Source organism: Nocardia asteroides (assembly GCF_021183625.1).
Lineage (GTDB): Bacteria > Actinomycetota > Actinomycetes > Mycobacteriales > Mycobacteriaceae > Nocardia > Nocardia asteroides_A.
On sequence record NZ_CP089214.1, the window covers coordinates 2,591,319 to 2,615,086 of the forward strand.

Annotated in this window: 28 protein-coding genes; 19 read left to right on the forward strand and 9 right to left on the reverse strand. The window is 72.2% G+C overall.

The genetic code is table 11. The annotated features are described in order from the left end of the window. Positions 1–63 precede the first annotated feature (63 nt). Entirely contained in the window at positions 64–897 is an 834-nt protein-coding gene (locus LTT61_RS12565) for a helix-turn-helix domain-containing protein (protein ID WP_233020116.1), read from the forward strand. A 9-nt stretch (positions 898–906) separates the two neighbouring features. Here LTT61_RS12565 and LTT61_RS12570 read toward each other — a convergent pair whose 3' ends face one another. From LTT61_RS12570 to LTT61_RS12580, 3 genes are all read right to left on the reverse strand, one after another. Continuing rightward, a complete protein-coding gene (locus LTT61_RS12570) occupies positions 907–1,596 on the reverse strand; it encodes a ferritin-like fold-containing protein (protein ID WP_233020117.1) in 690 nt (229 codons plus the stop codon). A 17-nt stretch (positions 1,597–1,613) separates the two neighbouring features. Beyond that, a complete protein-coding gene (locus LTT61_RS12575) occupies positions 1,614–2,693 on the reverse strand; it encodes an alpha/beta fold hydrolase (RefSeq protein WP_233020118.1) in 1,080 nt (359 codons plus the stop codon). A gap of 69 nt (positions 2,694–2,762) precedes the next feature. Next, complete coding sequence (locus LTT61_RS12580) at positions 2,763–3,620, reverse strand: SCO6745 family protein (protein WP_233020119.1); 858 nt, start codon at positions 3,618–3,620, stop codon at positions 2,763–2,765. 344 nt (positions 3,621–3,964) lie between these two features. On the opposite strand from LTT61_RS12580, the gene LTT61_RS12585 reads away from it, so the two are divergent. From LTT61_RS12585 to LTT61_RS12605, 5 genes are all read left to right on the forward strand, one after another. Beyond that, positions 3,965–5,821, forward strand: coding sequence for a DEAD/DEAH box helicase (locus LTT61_RS12585; protein WP_420094776.1), 1,857 nt, complete (start codon positions 3,965–3,967; stop codon positions 5,819–5,821). A gap of 119 nt (positions 5,822–5,940) precedes the next feature. Continuing rightward, positions 5,941–7,170: a hypothetical protein gene (locus LTT61_RS12590; protein WP_233020120.1), complete on the forward strand. Its 1,230-nt coding sequence runs from the start codon at positions 5,941–5,943 to the stop codon at positions 7,168–7,170. Between the two features lie 24 nt (positions 7,171–7,194). After that, positions 7,195–7,815 carry an acid phosphatase gene (locus tag LTT61_RS12595; RefSeq protein ID WP_233020121.1) on the forward strand — a complete coding sequence of 207 codons (621 nt, stop codon included), beginning with the start codon at positions 7,195–7,197 and terminating at the stop codon, positions 7,813–7,815. Continuing rightward, complete coding sequence (locus LTT61_RS12600) at positions 7,812–8,297, forward strand: GNAT family N-acetyltransferase (protein WP_233020122.1); 486 nt, start codon at positions 7,812–7,814, stop codon at positions 8,295–8,297. Before LTT61_RS12595 ends, LTT61_RS12600 begins: the two co-directional genes overlap by 4 nt. Then, a complete protein-coding gene (locus LTT61_RS12605) occupies positions 8,297–8,965 on the forward strand; it encodes an endonuclease V (protein WP_233020123.1) in 669 nt (222 codons plus the stop codon). The genes LTT61_RS12600 and LTT61_RS12605 overlap by 1 nt, the downstream gene beginning before the upstream one ends. A 1-nt stretch (position 8,966) precedes the next feature. Here the strand turns inward: LTT61_RS12605 and LTT61_RS12610 are convergent, their stop codons facing one another. Beyond that, a complete protein-coding gene (locus LTT61_RS12610; RefSeq protein ID WP_233020124.1) occupies positions 8,967–9,401 on the reverse strand; it encodes a hypothetical protein in 435 nt (144 codons plus the stop codon). A gap of 63 nt (positions 9,402–9,464) precedes the next feature. Between LTT61_RS12610 and LTT61_RS12615 the strand changes: the two genes are divergently transcribed. Next, entirely contained in the window at positions 9,465–10,418 is a 954-nt protein-coding gene (locus tag LTT61_RS12615) for a diacylglycerol/lipid kinase family protein (RefSeq protein ID WP_233020125.1), read from the forward strand. A gap of 246 nt (positions 10,419–10,664) precedes the next feature. Then, positions 10,665–10,919 carry a WhiB family transcriptional regulator gene (locus LTT61_RS12620; protein WP_067659745.1) on the forward strand — a complete coding sequence of 85 codons (255 nt, stop codon included), beginning with the start codon at positions 10,665–10,667 and terminating at the stop codon, positions 10,917–10,919. A 101-nt stretch (positions 10,920–11,020) separates the two neighbouring features. Here LTT61_RS12620 and LTT61_RS12625 read toward each other — a convergent pair whose 3' ends face one another. Together LTT61_RS12625 and LTT61_RS12630 are read right to left on the reverse strand one after the other, a co-directional pair. Then, positions 11,021–12,535 (reverse strand): sensor histidine kinase, encoded by a 1,515-nt coding sequence (locus tag LTT61_RS12625; protein WP_233020126.1) that lies wholly within the window; start codon positions 12,533–12,535, stop codon positions 11,021–11,023. Positions 12,536–12,547: 12 nt separating this feature from the next. Beyond that, positions 12,548–12,763 carry a biotin/lipoyl-binding carrier protein gene (locus tag LTT61_RS12630; RefSeq protein WP_233020127.1) on the reverse strand — a complete coding sequence of 72 codons (216 nt, stop codon included), beginning with the start codon at positions 12,761–12,763 and terminating at the stop codon, positions 12,548–12,550. A gap of 92 nt (positions 12,764–12,855) precedes the next feature. Here LTT61_RS12630 and LTT61_RS32940 point away from each other — a divergent pair, with 92 nt between their 5' ends. Beyond that, a complete protein-coding gene (locus LTT61_RS32940) occupies positions 12,856–12,930 on the forward strand; it encodes a 50S ribosomal protein bL37 (protein WP_110293457.1) in 75 nt (24 codons plus the stop codon). 65 nt (positions 12,931–12,995) lie between these two features. Here the strand turns inward: LTT61_RS32940 and rsrA are convergent, their stop codons facing one another. Together rsrA and LTT61_RS12640 are read right to left on the reverse strand one after the other, a co-directional pair. Further along, positions 12,996–13,298 carry a mycothiol system anti-sigma-R factor gene (rsrA, locus tag LTT61_RS12635; protein ID WP_269821879.1) on the reverse strand — a complete coding sequence of 101 codons (303 nt, stop codon included), beginning with the start codon at positions 13,296–13,298 and terminating at the stop codon, positions 12,996–12,998. After that, positions 13,295–13,939 carry a sigma-70 family RNA polymerase sigma factor gene (locus tag LTT61_RS12640; protein ID WP_233020128.1) on the reverse strand — a complete coding sequence of 215 codons (645 nt, stop codon included), beginning with the start codon at positions 13,937–13,939 and terminating at the stop codon, positions 13,295–13,297. Before LTT61_RS12640 ends, rsrA begins: the two co-directional genes overlap by 4 nt. 201 nt (positions 13,940–14,140) lie before the next feature. Here LTT61_RS12640 and ybaK point away from each other — a divergent pair, with 201 nt between their 5' ends. Continuing rightward, positions 14,141–14,632, forward strand: a complete 492-nt coding sequence (gene ybaK / locus LTT61_RS12645; RefSeq protein ID WP_233020129.1) for a Cys-tRNA(Pro) deacylase — start codon at positions 14,141–14,143, stop codon at positions 14,630–14,632. 149 nt (positions 14,633–14,781) lie between these two features. Then, positions 14,782–15,057 carry a hypothetical protein gene (locus LTT61_RS12650; RefSeq protein ID WP_233020130.1) on the forward strand — a complete coding sequence of 92 codons (276 nt, stop codon included), beginning with the start codon at positions 14,782–14,784 and terminating at the stop codon, positions 15,055–15,057. 3 nt (positions 15,058–15,060) lie between these two features. On the opposite strand, the gene LTT61_RS12655 is transcribed toward LTT61_RS12650, so the two are convergent. Continuing rightward, positions 15,061–15,834 (reverse strand): SOS response-associated peptidase, encoded by a 774-nt coding sequence (locus LTT61_RS12655; protein ID WP_233020131.1) that lies wholly within the window; start codon positions 15,832–15,834, stop codon positions 15,061–15,063. Between the two features lie 169 nt (positions 15,835–16,003). On the opposite strand from LTT61_RS12655, the gene LTT61_RS12660 reads away from it, so the two are divergent. The 8 genes from LTT61_RS12660 to LTT61_RS12695 all read left to right on the forward strand — a co-directional run bounded on the left by LTT61_RS12660 (position 16,004) and on the right by LTT61_RS12695 (position 23,739). Then, the gene (locus tag LTT61_RS12660; RefSeq protein ID WP_233020132.1) at positions 16,004–17,512 is read left to right on the forward strand and encodes an aldehyde dehydrogenase family protein; all 1,509 of its coding nucleotides are present in this window, start codon (positions 16,004–16,006) and stop codon (positions 17,510–17,512) included. 144 nt (positions 17,513–17,656) lie between these two features. Beyond that, positions 17,657–18,967, forward strand: coding sequence for a 3-phosphoshikimate 1-carboxyvinyltransferase (gene aroA / locus LTT61_RS12665; RefSeq protein WP_233020133.1), 1,311 nt, complete (start codon positions 17,657–17,659; stop codon positions 18,965–18,967). Next, positions 18,916–19,968, forward strand: a complete 1,053-nt coding sequence (gene rsgA, locus LTT61_RS12670) for a ribosome small subunit-dependent GTPase A (RefSeq protein ID WP_420094806.1) — start codon at positions 18,916–18,918, stop codon at positions 19,966–19,968. Before aroA ends, rsgA begins: the two co-directional genes overlap by 52 nt. Positions 19,969–20,212: 244 nt before the next feature. Next, positions 20,213–20,683 carry a Panacea domain-containing protein gene (locus tag LTT61_RS12675; RefSeq protein WP_233020134.1) on the forward strand — a complete coding sequence of 157 codons (471 nt, stop codon included), beginning with the start codon at positions 20,213–20,215 and terminating at the stop codon, positions 20,681–20,683. A 432-nt stretch (positions 20,684–21,115) separates the two neighbouring features. Next, a complete protein-coding gene (locus tag LTT61_RS12680) occupies positions 21,116–21,454 on the forward strand; it encodes a DUF732 domain-containing protein (protein ID WP_233020135.1) in 339 nt (112 codons plus the stop codon). 104 nt (positions 21,455–21,558) lie between these two features. Then, the gene (locus tag LTT61_RS12685; protein WP_420094807.1) at positions 21,559–22,173 is read left to right on the forward strand and encodes a CatB-related O-acetyltransferase; all 615 of its coding nucleotides are present in this window, start codon (positions 21,559–21,561) and stop codon (positions 22,171–22,173) included. An 89-nt stretch (positions 22,174–22,262) separates the two neighbouring features. After that, entirely contained in the window at positions 22,263–22,673 is a 411-nt protein-coding gene (locus LTT61_RS12690) for a helix-turn-helix domain-containing protein (RefSeq protein WP_233020137.1), read from the forward strand. 64 nt (positions 22,674–22,737) lie between these two features. After that, on the forward strand, positions 22,738–23,739 hold the full coding sequence (locus LTT61_RS12695; protein ID WP_233020138.1) for a DUF3039 domain-containing protein: 1,002 nt from the start codon (positions 22,738–22,740) through the stop codon (positions 23,737–23,739). The last annotated feature ends 29 nt before the right edge of the window (positions 23,740–23,768 follow it).

Genomic DNA, 23,768 nt, shown 5'->3' on the forward strand with positions numbered 1-23,768 from the left:
CCGCGGTTATCCTGGCACCGACAGGGCGAGGCTGGCGCTCCTCGGATTCGGCATCATGGAGCGATGTCAGGCAACAGGTTCGCCGAGTTCCTCGTCGCGCGCAGGGCCGAGCTGCGCCCCGCCGACGTCGGGCTGCCCGGCGCAGGCCGCCGCCGGACACCGGGGCTGCGCCGCGAGGAGGTCGCCGTGCGTGCCGGGGTGAGCGTGGACTACCTGGCCCGGCTGGAGCAGGGCAGGGACATGAACCCGTCGATCGCGGTGGTGGACGCGCTGGCCGACGCGCTGCTGCTGGACGACGCGCAGCGGCGCCACATCGGGCTGCTCGCGCTCACCGCGGGCCGCGAGGAGCGCTGCCCGGGTGCAGGCACCGCGGCGCGGGTGGTCCCGGAGAGTGTCGAGGCCATCGTCCGCGCGCTCGACCCGACCCCCGCCTTCGTGCTCGGCCGCGGCCTCACCGTGCGCACCGGCAACCGGGCCTGGACGGAGTTCGCCGAGCCGCTCGGCCTGCTGGACCACCCCGGCGACCTCGCGTACTGGGTCTTCCGGCACGAGGCCGCGCGCCGAGTGCTGCACAACCGGGCCGCCGTCGCCGAGTCCTTCACCGCCATGCTCTACCGGGCGAGCACCCGCTGGCCGACCGACCGGGAGCTGCGCGAGATCATCGACGACCTGCGGCGGATCCCGGAGTTCGCGCAGCGCTGGCAGCCGCGGCTGGCCGCCGAGCCCGCCCCGACGCCGCTGCGGCTGGAGCACCCGGTGCACGGCGCCGTCACGATCACCACCGAGCTGCTGGAGACGCAGCGGGACCACACCGTCGTGGTGTGGCTACCCGATCGCGAGCTCGCCCGCGGACAGGGGCTCCGGCTGGTGCGCGGCGACCGCGCGGCCAACGAGTAGCAACCGGGATCAGAGGCCGAGGGCGGACATCCGCGCAGCGTGCCCGGCCTGCATGCGCTCGATCAACTTCGCCATGCCGTTCAGGTCGCCGGTGGCGCTGAGCACCAGCTCGGTGAGATCGTCCCGCTGCGCCATCACGTACTGCGCCTGGGTGATCGCCTCGCCGAGCAGCCTGCGCCCCCAGAGCGTGAGCCGGTCGCGCTCGGACCCGTTCTCCCGCACCGCGTTCCGCACCTCGTCGACGACGAACTGGGAGTGCCCGGTCTCGGCGAGCACGTCGCGCACCACGGCGCCGACCTCGATGGGCAGCGAGCCCGCGATCTCGGTGTAGAAGTCCGCGGCGATCCCGTCGCCGACGTAGAACTTGACCATCGACTCCAGCCAGGTCGACGGGTCGGTGGAGGCGTGGTAGTCGTCGAGCGCGCGGATGAAGGGGGCCATCGCCGCGTAGACGTCGACGCCGCGTTCGGCGAGCGCGGTCTGCAACGTGCCGAAGTGCCCCATCTCGGCCGCCGCCATCTTCGCCGCGAGCACCTTGCCCGACAGCGTCGGCGAGAGCGCGGCCTCCTGGGCCAGCCGGTAGAAGGCGGAGATCTCGCCGTAGGCGAGGACCGCGAAGAGATCGTTCACCCCGGGGTGCTCCGCGGGCACGGCCGGCTCGGACGAGGACACGTCGGCAGCAGGCGACTCGACTCCCATGCGCACAGGGTAGCCCGCTACCGGACCGGCGCTACCCCACCGGCCACCTCGACCTGTTCGGTGAGGAATTTGTCCAGGTAGGTCCAGGTGGAGTGGGCGGCGTCGGGGCCGGTCAGGATGCCGAGGTGGCTGCCGGGCGCGGTCTCGTACCGCACCGCGCGGGCGCCGGTCAGGGTGCGCAGCCCGGTCTGCACCGCGCCGGCCGGGGTGATGGCGTCGCGCGGGCCGCCGACGAGCAGCACCGCCGCGGCGACCTCGGCCAGCGCGATCCGGCGCGCGCCGAGCCGGAGCACGCCGGACTCGAGGTCGCCTGCCAGCACGAAGCGCTGCCAGACCTGGTCCATGAAGCGGCCGGGGTAGCCGGCCATGTCGGCCAGGAACCGGTCGATGGTCTGCATCTTGGCCAGCGCGTCGGTGTTCGCCAGGTTGCGCGCGAGGAAGAACGGCCGGGTGAGCTCGCGGTCCCAGGCGGAGAGGCGGTAGGAGAGCCTGGTCAGCGGCGCGGGCACGCCGCCCGCGGCCCGGATCGCGGCCGAGGTGAGCTGCCCGCCGGTCGGCGCCGCCAGCAGCCGCAGCTGCGGCACGCCGAGCATCCCGCGGTAGTCGAGCGGCGAGCCGACCGCGGTGACCGAGCGGATCGGCAGCTCCGGGTGCGCGGCCGCGGTGAGCAGCGCGAGCGTGCCGCCGAGCGACCAGCAGACCAGGTCGACCGGGGCGCCGCCGCGATCCGCGGAGGTGCGCAGCACCGACTCCGGCAGGATGCGGTCGATCCAGTCCGCCAGCCCCAGCCGCCGGTCCGCGTACCCCACCGGCCCGTAGTCGACCAGGTACGGCGCCCGGCCGGAGCCGCGCAGGAACTCGACCACGCTCTGCCCCGGCCGCAGGTCGAAGCAGCTCGCGGGGGCGGCCAGCGGCGGGACCAGCAGCACCGCGGGGGCGTCGGCGGGGCCACGGTGGTGGTAGCGGCGCAGGGTCAGCTGCGGCTCGGCACACAGCACGTCGGACGGCATCGGCTCCGACGCTCCGACGCCGGAGCCGAGCGGGGTCAGCGCCAGCGCGTTGCGGGCGGCGCGGGAAACAGCGGCGACGATGCTCACCGCATCAATCTCGCACATCACGGTACCGCCGGTACCGGGTAACTCGATTTCGTGACGAGGACCACGCCGTCACTCCCGCCGCAGCCCGACCGGGCTCACCGCGGGGACGATCTCCCGCTGCACCGCGTCGACCAGCGGCGCCAGCGAGGTGGTGAGCTCGGTGGCGGCGTCGCTCGGCAGCGCGGCGAGCGCGCCGTTCCAGGCCGCCTCGTCGGTCACCCGCTCGACCCGCTGTAGCAGCGCGGAGCCGCTGCCGGTGAGCGTCGGACCGTCCGGCTCGCCGGCGACCAGCCCGGCGGCGCGCAGCTCGTCCACCGCGTCCGCCCACTCCCGCTCGGAGACCCCGCGCGCGGGCCGGATCACCGAGACCGGCGTCTTGCCCGCCGCCGCCTGCAGCACCAGCGCCTGCCGACCGGTGACACCGGCCCCGACCAGGGCGGCGACGTGCCCGTCGCCGCGGTGCTCGCGCAGCGCCGTCGCCAGCTGCCAGAGCGCGGCGACCGGGTCGGCGGGGAGCGGCAGCGCCGCGTTGGCGGCGAAGAGCGGGCGGCCGGTGGGGTCGGCGGCGCGCTGCACCGGCGCGAGCAGCTCGACCGCGCGGGCGCACTCGGCCGCACCGGCGCCCGCGCCGCGGAGCAGCTCGGTGGCGATCGCGGAGCGGGCGGTCAGGCAGGCATCGGGGGTCGCGCGGGCCCAGGCGTCCGGAAGTGCCGTGGTGACCATGGAACGGTGGAATCCGGCGAAGGTGGCGAGCACCGCGGCAGGCCCGACGGCGCCGAGCGGCGCGGCCCGGAAGGCGAAGTAGGTCTGCCAGTACCCGCGCAGCCCGACGGCGGTACCGGCCTCCTTGACCCCGGCCCCGAAATACACCACATCGTGCAGCGGCTCGAGCGTGGTCCAGATTCGACGGGCCGGATGAATTGCCATGCGCGGCAGCGTACGTGGGCGTTCACCGAGGACAAACGGCCGGGCGGACGCAATTGTGCGAACCCGGCATTCCGAGCGCGGAACAATAGCACGCTACAATCATTGCGGACAACGGAAGTTTGCCGGGTAATCGACCCGGGGAAACGCGCCCGATCTCGGGACTCCGTTGCCGGGAAATGTGCGCGCACCGAATCCGCGGCACTGCCGCGCCGCGCCGACGATCCTGCGAGCGGGCCCCGCGAGGGGCTGCCTGCCCCGACCGTCCGGAAGCGAGCCGAGCGGGTGTCGTCCGAGGAGAAACGTGGTCGTCGCGGGCCACCGGCCCCCACACCTCGTGCGCGCTGATGCGATCGACGAGGAAAGGCACGAACCTGAGCAAGATCACTGTCGAACAGGAACCGGGGCTGGCGGAGACGCTGCTGACCGCCGAACTGGACGCGACCCACACTGCTCCCACATTCGCCGAATTGGGCGTGCGCGACGAAATCGTCCGCGCGCTCGACGAGCGGGGAATCGAACGTACTTTCGCCATTCAGGAACTCACCCTGCCGCTGGCGCTCGCGGGTGAGGACCTGATCGGCCAGGCCCGCACCGGAATGGGCAAGACCTACGGATTCGGCGTTCCGCTGCTGCACCGGATCGCCGGCGCCGACGGCACCGCGCCGCTGGACGGCACCCCGCGGGCACTGGTCATCGTGCCGACCAGGGAGCTGTGCATCCAGGTCACCCAGGACCTGGAGAACGCGAGCAAGTACCTGCGCAACCACCAGGGCCCGCTGAAGGTCACCTCGATCTACGGCGGCCGCCCGTACGACACGCAGATCGCCGCGCTGCGCGCGGGCGTCGACGTGGTGGTCGGCACCCCCGGCCGGCTGCAGGACCTGGCCGACCAGCAGCACCTGATCCTCGGCAAGGTCGGGGTGCTGGTGCTGGACGAGGCCGACGAGATGCTCGACCTCGGCTTCCTGCCCGACATCGAGCGGATCCTGACCATGGTCCCGGAGAAGCGGCAGACCATGCTCTTCTCGGCCACCATGCCCGGCCCGATCATCACGCTGGCCCGCACCTTCCTCTCCCGGCCGACGCACATCAGGGCCGAGGAGCCGCACGACTCCGCGATCCACGAGCGCACCGCGCAGTTCGTCTACCGGGCGCACGCGCTGGACAAGGCGGAGCTGGTCGCGCGGATCCTGCAGGCGGAGACCCGCGGCGCCACCATGGTCTTCACCCGGACCAAGCGCACCGCGCAGAAGGTCGCCGACGACCTGGCCGAGCGCGGCTTCGCGGTCGGCGCGGTGCACGGCGACCTCGGGCAGGTCGCCAGGGAGAAGGCGCTGGACCGGTTCCGCAGCGGGAAGATCGACGTGCTCGTCGCCACCGACGTCGCGGCGCGCGGCATCGACATCGACGACGTCACGCACGTCGTCAACTACCAGTGCCCGGAGGACGAGAAGACCTACGTGCACCGGATCGGCCGCACCGGCCGGGCCGGGCGCACCGGCGTCGCCGTCACGCTCATCGACTGGGACGAGCTGAACCGCTGGGCCGCGATCGACAAGGCGCTCGGGCTCGGCATGCCGGAGCCGGTCGAGACCTACTCGCGCTCGCCGCACCTCTTCGCCGAGCTCGGCATTCCGGAGGGGGTCACCGGCACGCTGCGCAAGGCGCGGGTGGAGCGGGACGACGATGCGGTCGTCGTCGAGCGGCCGGCGCGGGAGCCGCGCAGTAATCGGTCGCGGCGGCGGACGCGGGCCGGGCAGCCGCTGGATGCCGGGGCCGATGGTGCCCGGGTCGCCGATGGCGGCGCAGGGGTCTCCGATAACGGTGCCGAGGGCGGCGCGGCGGCCGATACCGCCGACGCGCCGGGGCGCAAGCGCCGTCGCAGGCGTCGCGGTGCGGACGATGCGGCGGGCGAGGTGTCCGGCGCGGACGACGCGGCGGCCGACACCGTGACGGCAGGCGCTTCCGCCCTCGCGGCGGATCGCGGCGTCACCGCCGAGGTCGACGCCACCGCCGGGGTCAACGGCAATGCCGAGGTCCACGCCACCGCCGCGGGCAGCGACAACGCCGCGGCCGACGGCACCGCCGAGTTCGCGGACTCCGACGACGCCGGCGACAAGCCCGCCCGCCGTCGCCGCAGGCGGCGCAAGCCGGCCGGCGAGGGCGCCGCCGCCCCGGCCGAGGCCACCGCCGAAGCCTGAGTTCACCCACGAGCCGCCGGCGCACCGATCACGGTGCGCCGGCGTTCGCGTCTCCGGAGCAGCGAGCTCCGGGTCGCTCAGGCCCGGGCGCGGCAAACCCCTGCGCTACGCTCGCGGGCGTGCTCGAACCCGAGCGGCAGACCCGCGCCGACCTCCTGACCGCCGCCGGGATCGGCGTGCTCGTGCTGCTCGCCGCGCTGGTGGTCTGGGTCAACTCGGGCGCGCGGCAGACCGATTCGGCGACGGCGGCGACGGCCGCGGCGCCCCCGCCCGCGGCGGGCACGGTCCCCACCGCGCTGCGCGAGCTGTGGCAGGCCCCCGACCCGATCTCGGCCAGGGTCCTGGTCTCCGGCGCCGTGCTGATCACCGGCGACGGCGGCACCGTCACCGGCCGCGACGCAGGCACCGGCGCCGAGCTCTGGCACTACCGCCGCGACCTCCCGCTCTGCGGCCTGGAGACCCAGTTCGGCACCGTCATCGCCACCTACCGCGACGACCGCGGCTGCAGCCAGACGACCATGCTCGCCGCCGACACCGGCGCCAGGCGCACCGCACGCAGCAGCTACCTGGACGGCGCGATCCGGCTCACGGTGGACGGCACCTACACCCTCGCCGCAGGCGACCGCAGACTCGAGGTCTGGCGCTCGGACCTGGTGCGCACCCTCGAGTACGGCTACGTGGACGCCCCGGTGAACGTGAAGACCCAGCCGCGGCACGGGTGCGAGCTGCGCTCGGCGGCCTCCTCCGCCGCCCGGCTCGCGGTGCTGGAGCGCTGCCCCGGCGACGCCTCCACCCGGCTCACCGTGCTCGACCCGGCGCCGAAGGACAACACCGTGCCCGAGGAGTTCGGCTCCCGGGTGCTCACCGGCCCCGGCGCGGACGCGCCGGGGGCGAGGGTGCTCGCGGTGACCGAGAACCGCGTCCTGGTCGCGCTGCCCGGCGGCCCCGGCCCGGACGGCACCGCGGTGACGCCGCGGCTGGAGGTCTTCGACGGCACCGGCAACGGCGTCACCACGCACGAGCTCTCCGCACCGCTCGCCGAGTCGGCGACGCTGACCCGGGTCGGCTCGGCCGCGCTGCTCTTCACCGGCAACAGCGTGATTGCGCTGAACGTGAGCTCGTTCGACCCGCTCTGGGTGGCCACCGAGGCGATCGGCTCGCCCGCGACCATGGCGGGCAGGCTGCTGCTGCCCGCACCAGGCGCGATCCTCGTCCTCGACCCGATCACCGGCGAGGTGCTCGGCCGGATCCCGGTCGACCGCGGCGCGAGCACCGGCCCGGTGGCGGTCGCGGTGAGCGGCAACACGGTGCTCGAGCTGCGCGACGGCCGGGTGCACGCCCTGGGCTGAGCGCGGGGGGACATGATGGATGCCATGTCCGCACTCGACGAGGCCAGGCTCGTACTGCTCCGGCACGGCGAGACGCCGTGGTCGACGCTGCGCAAACACACCGGCCGCACCGACCTGCCGCTGACCGCGCTCGGCGAGCGCCAGGCCGCGGCGGCGGGGCCGGTCCTCGCCGGGCTCGGCCTGCGCACCCCGCTCGTCCGCACCAGCCCGAGGCAGCGCGCGCGGCACACCGCCGAGCTGGCCGGGCTCACCCCGGACGGCGTGGACGAGAACCTCGCCGAGTGGGACTACGGCGACTACGAGGGCCGCACCACCGAGGAGATCAGGGAGACCGTGCCGGACTGGACCATCTGGACCGGCGCCGTGCCGGGCGGCGAATCGGCCGCGCAGGTGAGCGCGCGGGCCGACGCGGTGCTGCGCCGGGTGCTCGACGAGCTGCCCGAGCGCGACGTGGTGCTGGTCGGCCACGGCCACTTCTCCCGCTCGCTGATCGCGCGCTGGAACGAGTTCCCGGTGCTGGAGGGGCGCCGCTTCTCGATGTCGACCGGCGGGATCTCGGTGCTCGGCTTCGACCGGGACGTCCGCACCCTGCGCGCGCACAACCTGGTCGGCAGCACCCCCGAACCCGAAGGAGCCCCCGAGTGATCCGCCGCGCAGTCCCCTCCGACATCCCCGCCATCGTCGGGCTGGTACACGACCTCGCCGAGTACGAGAAGGCCGCCGACCAGTGCAGGCTCACCGTCGAGCAGCTGCACGGCGCGCTCTTCGGCCCCGCCCCCGCGCTCTTCGCGCACGTCGCCGAGGAGCCGGACGGGCGGGTCGTCGGCAGCGCCGTCTGGTTCCTGAACTTCTCCACCTGGGACGGCGTGCACGGCATCTACCTGGAGGATCTCTACGTCACGCCGGATGCCCGCGGCAGCGGCCACGGCAAGGCCCTGCTGACCGCGCTGGCCGCCGAGGCGGTCGACCGGGGCTACAGCCGGGTGGCCTGGTCCGTGCTCACCTGGAACACCCCGTCCCTGGAGTTCTACCGCGCGCTCGGCGCCGTCCCCCAGGACGACTGGATCGGCTACCGCCTCGCCGGCACCGCCCTCACCGAGCTCGCCGCCACCGCGGACCGAGGCTGATGCGGCTCCCCGCACCGGAGCTGCCCGCCGACGCGGACGCCGCGGTCGCGCTGCAGGAGCGGCTGCGGCACCGGGTGGCGATCACCCCGCTACCCGCGCGCATCCGCACCGTCGCCGGGCTCGACTCCGCCTACACCGAGTCGGGTGCGGTGGCCGCCGCGGTCGTCGTCCTCGACGCGGCGACCCTGACGCCGGTCGCGACGGCCGTCGCGCACGGCCACACCGATTTCCCCTACCTGCCCGGGCTGCTCGCCTTTCGCGAGCTCCCGACCGCGCTGCGCGCCATGGAGCAGCTCCCCACCCCGCCGGACGTGCTGGTCTGCGACGCGCACGGGCTGGCGCACCCGCGCCGCTTCGGCCTCGCCTGCCACCTCGGCGTGCTGACCGGGCTGCCCACCGTCGGCGTCGCCAAGAACGCCTGGGGCGAGCACGCCGAGCCCGGCCCGGAGCGCGGGGCGAGCGCCGACGTCACGGTCGACGGCGAGGTGGTCGGCCGGGCGCTGCGCACGCGGGACGGCGTCAAACCGGTGTTCGTCTCGGTCGGGCACCGGGCGGACCCGGACTCCGCCTGCGCCCTCGTCCTCGCCCTGACCCCGCACTACCGCCTGCCGGAGACCACCCGCGCGGCCGACCGGCTGTGCCGGGACGCGCTGCGCGACGGCCCCTGACTCAGGGCGCGTCGACCCCGTACTCCGCGGCCATCCAGCGGTTCGTTCCCGGCGCGAAGAGCAGGACGAGGGCGGAGACGACGATCACGCCGAGTACCGCGCCGAGCAGCGGCTGGTGCGAATCGGTGAGCAGCGACCAGGTCACCGGGAGCAGCAGGACCTGCGCGATCACCGCGATGGCCCGGCCCCAGCGCTGCCCGGCCAGCAGCGCGATCCCGGCGGCGAGCACCGCGCCGCCGAGGATGCCGAACCAGGCCGCGGTGCCGTACCCGCTGGCCTGGCTCTGGTCGTGCCCCCGCAGGCCGCGCACGACCAGCACGACCACCACCACCACCGCTACCGCGCCCTGCAGCGCCACCAGGGCACCGGCGCCGCGCACCGAGTTCGGCGTCGCGGCGCGCGCACCGGGCACCTCGTCCTCGTCGCTCTCGACCACCCGCCCAGCCTAGCGATGGCCGCCCCGGCGGCACCGGCGTACTCCGCCAACTAGGCTTCCGGTGTGCGGACGCTGCTCATCGTCAACCCCAACGCCACCTCCACCACCGCCGCGACCCGCGATCTGCTGGCGCACGCACTGGAGAGCCGAACCCAGCTGACCGTCGCGCACACCCAGCACCGCGGCCACGCGGCCGAGCTGGCGCAGTGGGCGTCGACGAACGAGATGGACCTGATCGTCGTGCACGGCGGCGACGGCACCGTCAACGAGACCATCAACGGCTTCCTTCCGCTGCCCGCGGTGGACGACGGCGAGGCCTGGCTGCCCCGGCTCGGCGTGATCCCGGGCGGCTCGGCCAACGTCTTCGCCCGCGCGCTCGGCATCTCCCCGGACCCGGTGACAGCTACCAACCAGCTCATCGGGTTGCTCGGCACCGGCTCGGACCGCAGGATCGGGCTCGGCCTCGCCGAGGACCGCTGGTTCACCTTCAGCGCGGGCGTCGGGCTGGACGCCGACGTCTGCGCGGCGATCGACGCGAGCCGGGCGCGGGGCCGGGCCGCGACGCCGGCGCGGTACGTCCGTACCACGGTTCGCGAGTTCTTCCGGGCGAAGGGCCGGGAACCGAGGGTCCGGTTGCACATCCCCGGCCACGGACCGATCGATGATGTGCATTACGCCTTCGTCACCAACACCACACCGTGGACCTACCTGGAGAGCACCCCCGTGCACACCAACCCGGGCACCAGGTTCGAGACCGGGCTCGGGCTCTTCGCGGTCCGCACCACCGCCGTCGTACCCACCATCCTGCTCGCCGGGCAGCTCCTCCGACCGGCGGGAAACCCCAAGTCACGCAACCTTTTCCGGGACGACGACGTGAAGTCGGTTCGAGTCGAGGCGCGCGAGCCGATCGGCCTGCAAATCGATGGCGACTACCTCGGGAAGCGCACCGCGGTGGAGTTCACCGCGGTGCCGGACATGCTCGGCGTCATCGCCCCGCCACCCCTCCCCCCGGTGTGATCCCGGCCGAACCCGCCCGGTTGGGCTGCACAATTCGGGTATAGCGAGTACAAAGGACCGAGCAGGATCCCTGAGGGGTTCCTTCGCAGCGTGAGCTTCCACACGGTGCACCGCGGACCTATTGACATCTACGGTGTTCGTGAAAGCATTCACAAGCAACCGTGCGGAAACATTCGATACGCACAAGTGAACTGATCACCAACAAAGCAAAGCGTCTTTCGGGGCGCCCAGACAAGGAGCAGTGGAATGGACTGGCGCCACAATGCCATCTGTCGCGACGAGGACCCTGAGCTGTTTTTCCCGGTGGGAAACAGTGGTCCGGCGCTCGCGCAGATTGCCGATGCCAAGCTGGTCTGCGCTCGCTGCCCTGTCACTGCCGACTGCCTTTCCTGGGCCCTGAAGTCCGGGCAGGACGCCGGCGTGTGGGGTGGTATGAGCGAGGACGAGCGCCGGGCGCTGAAGCGTCGCAACGCCCGCACCCGCACCCGCACCGTCGTCTAGTTTCGACGACCGGCTGAAACCGAGCCCAGCCCGGCTCGGCGGATGCCACCCGGCCCGGCACCCCCGTGGTGCCGGGCTTCTCTGCTTCCGGCGCCGGTTTCCTAGCGTCCCTGACGCCTGCCGAGCGGCACCCGGAGCACCGCGTCGGTGCCGATGTCGGCGCCGGGGTGCAGCCCGATCGAGCCGCCCAGCTCGGCGGTGACCAGGGTGCGCACGATCTGCAGCCCGAGCCGGTCCGACGCCTCCAGGCTGAAGCCGGGCGGGAGGCCGCGGCCGTCGTCGCTGATGATCACGTCGAGCCAGCGCGCGGAGCGCTCCGAGCGGATGGTGACGGTGCCGTTCTCGCCGGCGTCGAAGGCGTGCTCGATGGCGTTCTGCACCAGCTCGGTCAGCACCATGACCAGCGGCGTCGCCCGTTCGGCGGAGAAGACACCGAGCGAACCGGCGCGGCGCACCTTGATCCGCGCGGTGTGCACGGTGGCCACGTCGGCCATGATCGGCAGCAGCCGGTCGACCACCTCGTCGAGATCGACCTCCTCGTCCACCGACATGGAGAGCATCTCGTGGACCGAGGCGATGGAGGTCACCCGGCGCACCGACTCGGTGAGCGCGACCTGGGCCTCCGGGTTCTCGGTGCGGCGGGCCTGCAGCCGCAGCAGCGCGGCGACGGTCTGCAGGTTGTTCTTCACCCGGTGGTGGATCTCCCTGATGGTCGCGTCCTTGCTGAGCAGCGCGCGGTCCCGGCGCTTGACCTCGGTGACGTCGCGCACCAGCACCGCGGCGCCGGCCAGGTCGCCGTGCGGGCGCAGCACCAGGGTGCGCAGCAGCACGGTGGCGCCGCGCGCCTCCACCTCCATCCGCCGCCCGGTGCGCCCGGCCAGCGCGGCCTGGATGTCGCCGACCACCTCCTGCGCGTCGAACGGGTCGGTGACCAGTGAGCGGGTGGTGATGGCGAGGTCCTGACCGGCCAGATCGCTCTGCAGCCCCATCCGGTGGTAGGCGGAGAGCGCGTTCGGGCTGGCGTAGACGACGGTGCCGCCGGTGTCCAGCCGGATGAAGCCGTCGCCTGCGCGCGGGCTGGAGTGCGTGGCCGCGCGGTCCTCGGTGGTCGGGAAGGTGCCGTCCGCGATCATCTGGCACAGGTCGTCGGAGCAGGCCATGTAGGCGGTCTCCAGCGCACTGCGCACCCGGGAGCGCTGCTGGTCGGTGTCCCGGCTGAGCACCGCGATCACGTCGTCGCCGCAGCGCACCGGGATGGCCTCGCGCAGCGCGTAGCCGGGGTGCGGGTGGTAGACGCCCTCGGCCTCGGTCTCGCTGTCCGCCCGGACGATCCGCCCGGTGCGCAGCGCCTCGAAGACCGCGCCGTGCTCGCCCCTGGAGGCGGCGGTGCCGACCCGGTCCTCCAGGTGCACGGTGGGCGCGGTGGTCGGGCGGCACTGCGCGACGCAGACGATGTCGGCGCCGTCGGCGATCGGGCCCGCCCCGACCCAGAGCAGCAGGTCGGCGAAGGAGAGGTCGGCCAGCAGCTGCCAGTCACCCACCACGCGCTGCAGGTGGTCGACGGCGAGGCCGGGGAGGTCGGTATGTTCTGCGAGCAGTTCACTCAGAGTGGCCACGAACGCTCCGGATCAGGAGATGACGGCGATCAGGTCGCCCTGCTGCAGGACCTGGCCGGGCTCGACCGCGATCGAGGTGACCTCGCCGTCGGACTCGGTGAGCACCGGGATCTCCATCTTCATGGACTCCAGCAGGACGAGGGTCTGGTCGGTGCGCACCGCGTCACCCACCGCGACCTCGACGGTCAGCACCGTGGAGACCATCTCCGCACGCACTTCCTCAGCCATGACACCCCGTCCTCGCATCGGCCCATCCGCTGCGGTTACAGCCAACCACACGTGGAAGAATGGCGGTGAATCAGTCAGAAGGGAGACTACCTATGGGTAAGCGCGGACGTAAGAAGCGCAGCCGCAAGGGGAACGCGGCCAATCACGGCAAGCGGCCCAATTCCTGAATCGCGGCCAGAACGCACGAGCGGCACGCTCCTCCACCGGAGGCGCGTGCCGCTCGTTTTCGATATCAGCCCTGGTCGGCGCGGTCGATCCGGGTGATCGTGACCGATCGCCTGATCTCCAGCGTCAGCCGGTCGCGGAGCGAATCGGGCGCCCGGTCGCCGCCGCACTTGCGGCTGAGCAGGCCCTTGATCTTCTCCTCGATGCCGTACGCCTCGATACACGGCGAGCAGTGGTCCATGTGGTGCTGCAGCCTGGCCCTGGTGGCGGCGTCGCACTCGCCGTCCAGCATCAGCCAGACGTCGGTGAGGACCGCGGTGCAGTCCAGCTCCAGGTCGGGTTCGGGCGTGCCCTCGTCCAGCTCGCTCACTGCCTGACCTCCTGCCGATCCGCCCGGTTGAACCCCCGCTCGCGCGCCACGTCGGCGAGCAACCCCTTCAGCTGCTTGCGCCCGCGGTGCAGCCGGGACATCACCGTACCGATCGGAGTGCCCATGATCTCGGCGATCTCCTTGTACGGGAAGCCCTCGACGTCGGCGTAGTACACCGCCATCCGGAACTCCTCGGGGAGTTCCTGCAGCGCCGCCTTGATGTCGTCGTCCGGCAGCGCGTCCAGCGCCTCCACCTCGGCGGAGCGCAGCCCGGTCGAGGTGTGCTCGGCGGTGGCCGCGAGCTGCCAGTCGGTGATCTCCTCGGTGGGGTACTGCGCGGGCTGGCGCTGCTTCTTGCGGTAGGAGTTGATGTAGGTGTTCGTCAGGATCCGGTAGAGCCAGGCACGCAGATTGGTGCCCTCCCGGAAGGACTTGAAGCCCTGGAACGCCTTGATGTAGGTCTCCTGCACCAGGTCCTCGGCGTCGGCCGGGTTCCTGGTCATCCGCAGCGCGGCGCCGTAGAGCTGGTCGAGCAGCGGCAGCGCATCGCGCTCGAACCGCTGGGACCGCGCGTCGTCGCTCTCCTGTCCGGCGCCGCTGTCGTCCGCGGGGCCGGCTCCGGTGTCATCGTCGCTCGTCACACGAGTCCCTTCGGTCGCCGTACCCGCCAAATCTACCGGCAGTTCCGCGGCGACCGGGAACCGCAGGTTCTTCGGCGAAGCCGCGACCCACGCCGGGCGTTCCTCGACCAGAACGGGCACCACTCCTCCTTCGGTTGTTTCGCTCCCTCACGGCATGCAACACCGCGAGCACCGTGCCATGTTCCCGCTACCCTTGCGCACATGCCAGGAGCCGCCACCCCCGCGACCGCGGCGCTGACGGCGGCGGGCGTCGCGCACCGGGTGCACGCCTACAGCCACGATCCGCGCGCCGGCTCCTACGGCACCGAGGCGGTGGACGCGCTCGCCGCGGAGCTCGGCATCGTCGGCGAGCAGGTCTTCAAGACCCTGGTGATCAGCCTGAACACCGGCGGGCTCGCGGTGGCCGTCGTCCCGGTGCCGCGCTCGCTCGCGCTCAAGGCCGCGGCCGCCGCGCTCGGCGCGGGCAAGGCGGTCATGGCGGAGGCCACCGCCGCGCAGCGCAGCACCGGCTACGTGCTCGGCGGCATCTCCCCGCTCGGCCAGCGCAGGCGGCTGCCGACGGTGATCGACGAATCCGCGCTCGGCTGGGATCGGGTGCTGTGCAGCGCCGGGCGCCGCGGCCTGGAGATCGAGCTCGCCCCGGCCGATCTGGTCCGGCTGACCTCCGCCCGTACGGCGGCGATCGCCGCCTGAGCGACGCCCCGCGCGCGGCGGATCCGGCGCCCCATCAGCGGGATCATGCCTGGCGGCCACCGGAGCCGCCGATCGCGATTCCACTGCCACACTGGGGGTATACGTGATCCGTATCACCGCGTCCGCGCCGAACCGAGGAGTGATGTCGAATGTCCGCGTCCCGCCTGCTCGCCGCCCTGTGCACCGCCGCCGCACTGACCGGGATGGCGAGCGCCCAGGCCACCGCCGCGCCCGCGGTGACGCCGGTGGCCGACTTCCCGTTCGACGGCAAGGGCGCGGACGACGCCCCGAACCGCGGCGCGAACCCCGGTGACCGCGCAGCGGAGTACGGCGGCGACCTGGCCGCCGAGATCATCGACCTGCTCGCGGACGCGGCCAAGTGCGGGCTGAGCGTCGCCAACCCGGCGGTGGACTGCCCGCTCTGAGCCTCAGAGCAGGCTGATCTGCCCGGACCGCGCGCTCGGGTCGACCGGCTCGAGCAGCTCCGGCCCGTTGTTGCGCACGCTGTTCACCAGCGGCGAGACCGGGCGCGGCACGATGTCGGCGACCGCGTCCGCGCCGGGGGTGGCGAGCAGCTCCGCCGGGGCGGGGTGGTCCGGGTCCAGCCAGGCGTCCCAGTGCGCGCGCGGCATGGGCAGCGGCATCCGGTCGTGGATGCGGGTCAGCTCGCCGACCGCGTCGGTGGTCAGGATGGTGCAGGAGAGCAGCGGCGCGGAGTCCGGCACCGCGCGATCGCGCCACACCGACCACAGCCCGGCCATGTACAGCCGCTCCCCCTCGGCCGCGGCCATGAAGTACGGCTGCTTGGCGGCCTTGCCCTTCCCTGCGCCCGGCTCGACCAGCCACTCGTACCAGCCGTCCATCGGGACGAGGCAGCGCCGCTTCCGCACCGCGTCGCGGAACGCGGGGGTGGTCGCCGCCTTGTCCGCCCGCGCGTTGAACAGCGGCTTCCCTTTGACCGGCACGCCGGGCTCGGCCGCCTTGGCCCACAGCGGGATCAGCCCCCAGCGCATCCGGCGCACCCGCAGCCGCGGTTCGTCGTCCGGCTGCTCGTGGTCGTGCCTGCGCACCACCGTGAGCACCTGGGTGGTCGGCGCGACGTTGTAGTTGGGGATGGTCTCGGTGGCCCCGACCTCGTCGATGGCGTCCAGCTCCGCTGCCAACCGCCCTGGATCGGTCGTGGTCGCATATCGTCCGCACATCCTTCGATAGTCCCACCACGCGCCGACAGCGTCGGGAACAATCGACTACAGCAGGGGTGACCTGGTGAGAAATATGGCCTAGCATTCTCTCAGTGGTGGTGACGCACGCCACCCTCACGCGCCGGTCGCGCACCGACCGGCCAACCCAGGCACAAGGAGAGAACCCACCGTGACAACCACCGAGACCACCCCGGCAGCTCCCGAGACGGCGTTGAAATCGGTCGACCCGGCCACGGGTGAGGTCATCGCCACCTATCCGATCGCCGACGCGGACGCGGTGCGCGCGGCCGTCGCCAAGGCCCGCGCCGCCGCCCCGGCCTGGGGTGCGCTGAGCTTCGACGACCGCCGCAAGGCCCTGCTGCGCTGGTCGACCCGGCTGGTCAGCGAGTCGGACGCCTTCACCGAGCTCATCCACCGGGAGACCGGCAAGACGCACGACGACGCCTTCCTCGAGCTCATGCTCGCGCTGGAGCACATCGCCTGGGCCGCCAAGAACGCCAAGAAGGTGCTCGGCCCCAAGCGCATCGCCTCCGGGCCGCTGATGTCCAACTTCTCGGCGCGCCTCGAGTACCGCCCGCTCGGCGTGGTCGGCATCATCGGGCCCTGGAACTACCCGGTCTACACCCCGAACGGCTCGATCGCGTACGCGCTCTCCGCGGGCAACACCGTCGTGTTCAAGCCGAGCGAGTTCTCCACCGGCATCGGCAACTTCCTCGCCGAGGCGTTCCGCGCGGCCAACCCGGAGCTGCCGGACGGCGTCTTCGTCGCGATCAACGGCTTCGGCGCGACCGGCGCCGAGCTGGTCAAGGCCGATATCGACAAGATCGCCTTCACCGGCTCCACCGCGACCGGCAAGAAGATCATGGCCGCGGCCGCCGAGCGGCTCACCCCGGTGCTGCTGGAGTGCGGCGGCAAGGACGCGGTGATCGTCGCCGCCGACGCCGACGTCAAGGCCGCCGCCGACGCGGTGGCGTTCGGCGCGGCCGGCAACAGCGGCCAGACCTGCGCGGGCGTCGAGCGGGTGTACGTGGAGCGCTCGGTGCGCGAGCCCTTCGTCGCCGAGCTCACCCGGATCTTGAAGGATGTCAAGCCGGGCTCCGGCGACGACGCCAACTACGGCCCGATGACCATGCCGAGCCAGATCGAGATCGTGCGCAAGCACATCGACGCGGCGCTGGCCAGCGGCGGCAAGGCCGTGCTCGGCGGCCCGGAGTCGATCAAGGGCGCGTTCATCGAGCCGGTGGTCTTCGTCGACGTGGACGAGTCGTCGGAGGCGGTGGTCGAGGAGACCTTCGGCCCGACCGTCACCGTGCGCACGGTGGACAGCATCGACGAGGCGATCGAGCTGACCAACAGCTCCAAGTACGGCCTCTCCTCGGCGGTCTTCTCGAAGAGCAGGGGGCTGGAGATCGCGCGCAGGCTGCGGGTCGGCGCCACCTCGGTGAACTCGGTGCTCGGCTTCGCCGCCATCCCGGGGCTGCCCTTCGGCGGCGTCGGCGACTCCGGCATCGGCCGGATCCACGGCGAGCCGGGGCTGAAGGAGTTCGCCCGCCCGCACTCGATCGCGATCCAGAAGTTCACCGTGCCCGGCATGGCGCTGCTGAGCTTCAGCCGGACCAAATCCACCGTGAACCTGCTGCGCAAGGTCGTCCCGGTGCTGCACGGCCGCAACAAGTAAGGGGCCGGACCGCCCCGATTCAGGGGCGGGGGTGCGTGGCGCGACAACGGCGTCGGTCACGCACTCCATCCGCGGGCCGGAACCGTCGAGGGGCGGCTCCGGCCCGTACCGCGTGCACAGGTCGATGGGGAGGTTGTTGCTCACATGCGCGAAGATGGACGGGTGAGTCTCTGGCCAGCGCCCCATGTCGACGTCCCCGTGCACGCGACCGTGACCTTGCCCGGATCGAAATCGATCACCAACCGGGCACTCGTCCTGGCCGCGCTCGCCGACGGGCCGTCCACTCTCACCGGCGCGCTGCGCAGCCGGGACACCGAGCTGATGATCGAGGCGCTGCGCGCGCTCGGCGCCGACATCGCCGGCGACGGCGACACGCTCGTCGTCACGCCCGCCCCGCTGCGCGCGGGCACCGTCGACTGCGGCCTCGCGGGCACGGTGATGCGGTTCCTGCCGCCGCTGGCCACGCTGGCCACCGGCGAGGTGCACTTCGACGGCGACGCGCAGGCCAGGGTCCGCCCGCTGCGCACCATCCTGGACGCCCTGCGCGAGCTCGGCGCCGACATCACCGGCGACACGCTCCCGTTCACCGTGCGCGGCGCGGGCGGGCTGCGCGGCGGCCCGGTGACCATCGACGCCTCCGGCTCCTCGCAGTTCGTCTCCGGGCTGCTGCTCTCCGCGGCCCGCTTCTCCGACGGCATCACGGTGCACCACAGCGGCGCGGCGCTGCCGTCCATGCCGCACATCGAGATGACCGTCGAGATGCTGCGCCAGGCCGACGTCAAGGTGGAGGCGCCGGAGGACCCGCGCGCCCCGCAGACCTGGACCGTGCTGCCCGGCCCGATCCGCGCGCTCGACCGCGACGTGGAGCCGGACCTCTCCAACGCCACCCCGTTCCTCGCCGCGGCCGCCGTGACCGGCGGCGAGGTCAGCATCCCGCACTGGCCGCGGCTCACCACCCAGCCCGGCGACGTGATCAGGGAGATCGTGGTCCGGATGGGCGGCGAGGCCGGGATCGTCGACGGCGTGCTCACCGTCCGCGGCCCGGAGCGGCTCGCGGGCATCGATATCGACCTGCACGACGTCGGCGAGCTGACCCCGACCGTCGCCGCGCTCGCCGCGCTCGCCGACTCGCCCTCGCGGCTGCGCGGCATCGCGCACCTGCGCGGACACGAGACCGACCGGCTGGCCGCGCTCTCCACCGAGATCAACCGGCTCGGCGGCAAGGTCACCGAGACCGAGGACGGGCTGGAGATCGAGCCGGCCGAGCTGCACGGCGGCACCTGGCACTCCTACGCCGACCACCGGATGGCGACCGCGGGCGCGATCCTCGGGCTCCGGGTGCCGGACGTGCGGATCGAGGACATCGGCACCACCGCCAAGACGCTGCCCGATTTCGTCGCGCTCTGGGAGCGCATGCTCGACCCGGAGCCGGCCGGACAGGGCGTACCGCGCTGAGCAGGCAGAACCGCTCGGCGGGCAGCTCCTACGACGAATCCGACGTCCGGATCCGCCCCGGCGGGCGGTCGCGCCCGCGCACCAAGACCCGTCCGCTGCACAGCGACGCCGAGCAGGCGATGGTGGTGGCGGTTGACCGCGGGCGCTGGGGCTGCGTGCTCGCCGGCGACCCGGCGCGGCGCCTGGTCGCCATGCGGGCGCGGGAGCTCGGCCGCACCCCGATCGTGGTCGGCGACCTGGTGGACGTGGTCGGCGATCTCTCCGGCGCGCCGGACACGCTGGCCAGGATCGTCCGGGTGGCCGAGCGCAGCACCGTGCTGCGCCGCACCGCCGACGACACCGACCCCTTCGAGCGGATCGTCGTCGCCAATGCCGAGCAGCTCTTCATCGTGGTCGCGCTGGCCGACCCGCCGCCGCGCACCGGCTTCGTCGAGCGCACCATGGTCGCCGCCTTCGTCGGCGGGCTGCAACCGGTGCTCTGCCTGACCAAGGACGACCTCGCCACCGAGTCCGACTTCGCCACCGACTTCGCCGACCTGGACCTGATCATCGTGCACGGCGGCATCGAGGACCCGCTGCAGCCGGTGCTCGACCGCATCACCGGCCGGCTCACCGCCTTCATCGGGCACTCGGGGGTCGGCAAGTCCACGCTGGTCAACCGCCTGGTGCCGGATGCCTTCCGCGCCGTCGGCGAGGTGTCGGGGGTCGGCAAGGGCAAGCACACCTCCACCCAGTCGGTGGCGCTGCCGGTGCCCTCCGGCGGCTGGGTGATCGACACCCCCGGCGTCCGCTCCTTCGGCCTCGCGCACATCACCCCGGACGACGTGATCGCCGCCTTCAGCGACCTCGCCGACGCCATCGAGGACTGCCCGCGCGGCTGCACCCACCTCGGCCCGCCCGCCGACCCGGAGTGCGCGCTCGACGAGCTGCCGGGAAAGGAGCGCCGGGTGGCCGCCATCCGCCGCCTGCTGGTGGCGCTGAACTCGAACGACCCCTGGTGAGGGCGGGGCTCGGAGCGTCGAATCGCACCGGGCGTTCGCACCCCGGCCCGACTCGCTGCTTCGCCCTGGTGATGCAGCCGCCGCAGCGCTCGCCGAAGTCCGCTCGCACCTAGCGGACTGTCGACTGTTCGAAGGACAGCCCGGACAACGAGGTTCGCGTCTTGATCAATTACGGTCGCGGCGGTTCGGCCGTAAACTCGGATTGCACGACACGGGTGGGGACGTCGATGGGCAGGAGCACCGCATGGCAACGCCGGAACCCGTGCCCTGCTATCCGGCCCCGACCATCGCCCGCTGGTTCGTCGACTGGGCGACCACCGAGGACGCCGGGGTCTCCAACCTCAAGCTGCAGAAGCTGCTCTACTACGCGCAGGGGCACCACCTCGCCGAGTACGAGGCTCCGCTCTTCGAGGATCCGGTGCAGGCGTGGCGCTCCGGGCCGGTGGTGCCCGCGGTCTTCCGCGAGTTCGAGGGGTTCGGCGCGGCCTGGGTGGTGCTCGCCGAGGACGACCCGTTCCACTGGGACGCCGTCGACGCCGACACCACCCGCTTCCTGACCAAGGTCTGGAACACCTACGGTGGCATCGCGGGCTGGAAGCTGCGCAATATGACGCAGGCCGAGCCAGCCTGGCAGGAGTACGTCGAGCAGGACGAGGGCAATGTCGAGATCCCGGCCGACGTGATCGCCAAGTACTTCCACGCCCGGCGCGGCTGACCCGCGAAACTTGCAGACCGCCCGGCTTTTCCCGGTGCGGGAAAACCAACCACACCGGCGCACCGGCGAGCCCCGACCGCCCGCCGGTGATGCCCCGAACACTCGCTGCCCGGACGGGTGAAACCGGTATGGCGGCAGCCTTTTCCATTACCGTTCGGACCGCCGCCAACCGGAGTACCCGATCGGCGGCGTGCTCAAGCGTGCTGCTCTCGCTCGACAGAAAGCCGTCTCGAATGCCCGGATCGCCCGAACCGCTGCCCACCCCGGACCCCAGGGAGGGCCGTGCCGAACCGCTGCCCGAGCTGTATGGTTCGCCCGCGTATCCGGCTGCGCCGCAACGCATGACAACGGTCGCCGTGCGGCCGTTCCACCCCGTCTACGGCGCGGTGCCGCAGGTCCCGCCCGTTCCCGGATAACCAATCGAAAGGTCCCATGCGCACTCTCGTCACCGCCATCGCCGCGACCGCGCTGCTGCTCGGCGGCGGGCCGGCCGTCCTCGCCGCCCCGCAGTCGAACATCGTCGGGAGCACGACCCCGGACAGCGCCGCGGACCGGCAGTTCCTCCGGGACAGCCACTACGACGAGAAGACCGCGGCGGTGCAGGACGCGGCGATCAAACTGGCACACACCCAGTGCGACTACCTGACGGCTGTCGGCAACTCCCCCGACGAGCACATCTACCTGGCCGAATCGGCGGCCGAGACGATCGAGTTCCCGTACCTCTTCGTCTACGCCGCGGTCGAGGCGTACTGCCCCGAGAACCGGGCCTGAGCCGAAAAGCGCTGTCCCTCCCGGCGATCGGTGGGCTACCGTCGCACCGACCGCCGACGCCGAGGAGCCCCGTGACCGCACCGGACCCGACCACCCTGCACCCGATGGCCGGGCAACCCCGGGTCGTACTGCTGAAACCGCTGGTCACCTCGGCGTTGATCGAGGTCGGCGAGTACTCGTACTACGACGACCCCGGTGACCCGACCGCCTTCGAGACCGCCAACGTGCTCTACCACTACGGCCCCGAGAAGCTGGTGATCGGCCGGTTCTGCGCGCTCGCCACCGGGGTGCGGTTCATCATGAACGGCGCCAACCACCGCATGGACGGCCCGTCCACCTTCCCCTTCCCCACCATCGGCGGCGGCTGGGCCGAGCACATCGACCTGCTCATGGAGCTGCCGAACCGCGGCGACACCGTCCTCGGCAACGACGTCTGGCTCGGCTACGGCGTCACCGTCATGCCCGGAGTCCGGATCGGCAACGGCGCGATCGTCGCCGCGGGCTCCGTCGTCACCCGCGACATCCCCGATTACGCCGTCGCCGGCGGCAACCCGGCCCGCGTCCTCCGCATGCGCTACCCCGACGCCGACATCGCCCGGCTGCTCGACCTGGCCTGGTGGGACTGGCCGATCGAGCATCTGACCGCGCAGGTGCGGGTGCTCATGTCCGGAAGTGTGGACGACCTGGTCGCCGTGGCGCCGAGGGCAGCCCGCGGTTGACAAACTACAACCAGGGGTTGTAGTTTCATCTGTGACATCTACTGCTGATGTGACATCTGAGCCGACCCGATCGCACGAGGAGCCCTGTGATGGCTGCCGCCATTCACGAAGTCAAGGCCGCGGGCGTCCCCGACGGCCAGCTCGACGCGCTTCACTCGTTCGCCAGCGCGCTCGCCCCCTCCGGACTGCGCGATGCCCTGCTCGAGATGAGCAAAGGCGCCTGGACCGGGATGAATGTCGCGGTATTCGACGACACCGCGACCTGCACCCCCGCGGACGCCGCTGAACGGCTCGGCATGAGCCGCACGCACCTGTACAAGTTGCTCGACAAGGGAGCGCTGCCGTTTCATCATGTCGGTCGCGATCGACGTCTCTACGTCAAGGACGTCATGACCTTCGCCGCCGAGCGGGACCGTGACCGCCGTGAACTCGCCGAACGCTTCGCCAGAACCGAGAGCGATCGAGATGCTGCGATCACGGAGCTGATGGACGAGCTGTAGATCGAACGACGGACACGGGGTGTTGCGCCCGCCGGAATGCCAAAAGTCTTGGCACGATGGACTAATGGAGCACAACCGCCGTGCGCGGCCGACGCTGCGGCTGCTCACCGATGATCTGCCCACCGGCTGGGCGAATCCCGATCATCTCCGCCTCATAACCGAAGGCCGATGGCAGCAGCTGCACCCGCTCGCCGAGCTGTCACATCCGCTACTGCGGAAGGCGGTCGACCTGTACGGCTCCGACCCACTGGCGGATCCGGCGCCGCGGCTCATCAAGGGCTCGGGTGAGCTGCGGCTCCAGGAGTTGCGGAATGCGCAGTGGCGAGCCGGGATCTGGACCGATCCCGATTCGGGCGTGCGTTGGGTGGTCTCCGCTGGTTTGGCGAAGGGCGGCCATCGCGACGAGGATGACTTCTATCAGGTGCTCGAGCGAAGAATCGGCTCCGGGTCGGCGACACTACTTCCCACCGAACACGATGCTCTGCTGCTCAAGCGGGAGACCGCCGCGGCGGCTCTCACCCGTTGGCATCTGAAGCTGCAGTCCGAGGTGGCCCAGGCTCTCGGCAGCCTGGAGAGAGTCGCGAGCACCCGTATCTCGCTGCCGCATCCGTCCGAGCCCGGTGCCATCGGCACCGTGGAGATCGAACTCGATATCGTCCGCGAAGACGGAACGCCCCGCGAGGACTTCTTCCTCACCTTCGACCTCCGCTCCGAACACCGGGTGAGCACTTGGGGCTGGCGAGCGATCGAACGGGTCCTCATCTCGGTCGCGCCACCGGTGCAGGACTGGGATCGACACGGCAACCACTACTTCGTGATGACGGAACCCGGGCATCGAAGCAGGCAGTACGCCCGTCTCGGCACCGCCGGCAGCCGGAAGGAAACCTTGTTCGCCGAGCAAGGCACGGTCAGCCACTACACGCACAAAAGTCACATCGCCGAGGCGAGCGTGGCAGGCACAGCGGTTCGCGCCATGTGCGGGGTGGTGTTCGTCCCGACCCGGGATCCCGACCCGCTCACCGTCTGCCCGCGCTGCGCCGAGAACTTCGCCGCCCTGCCGGGGTGATCGCGTCCTCGCGAACCCGGGCCCGCGCT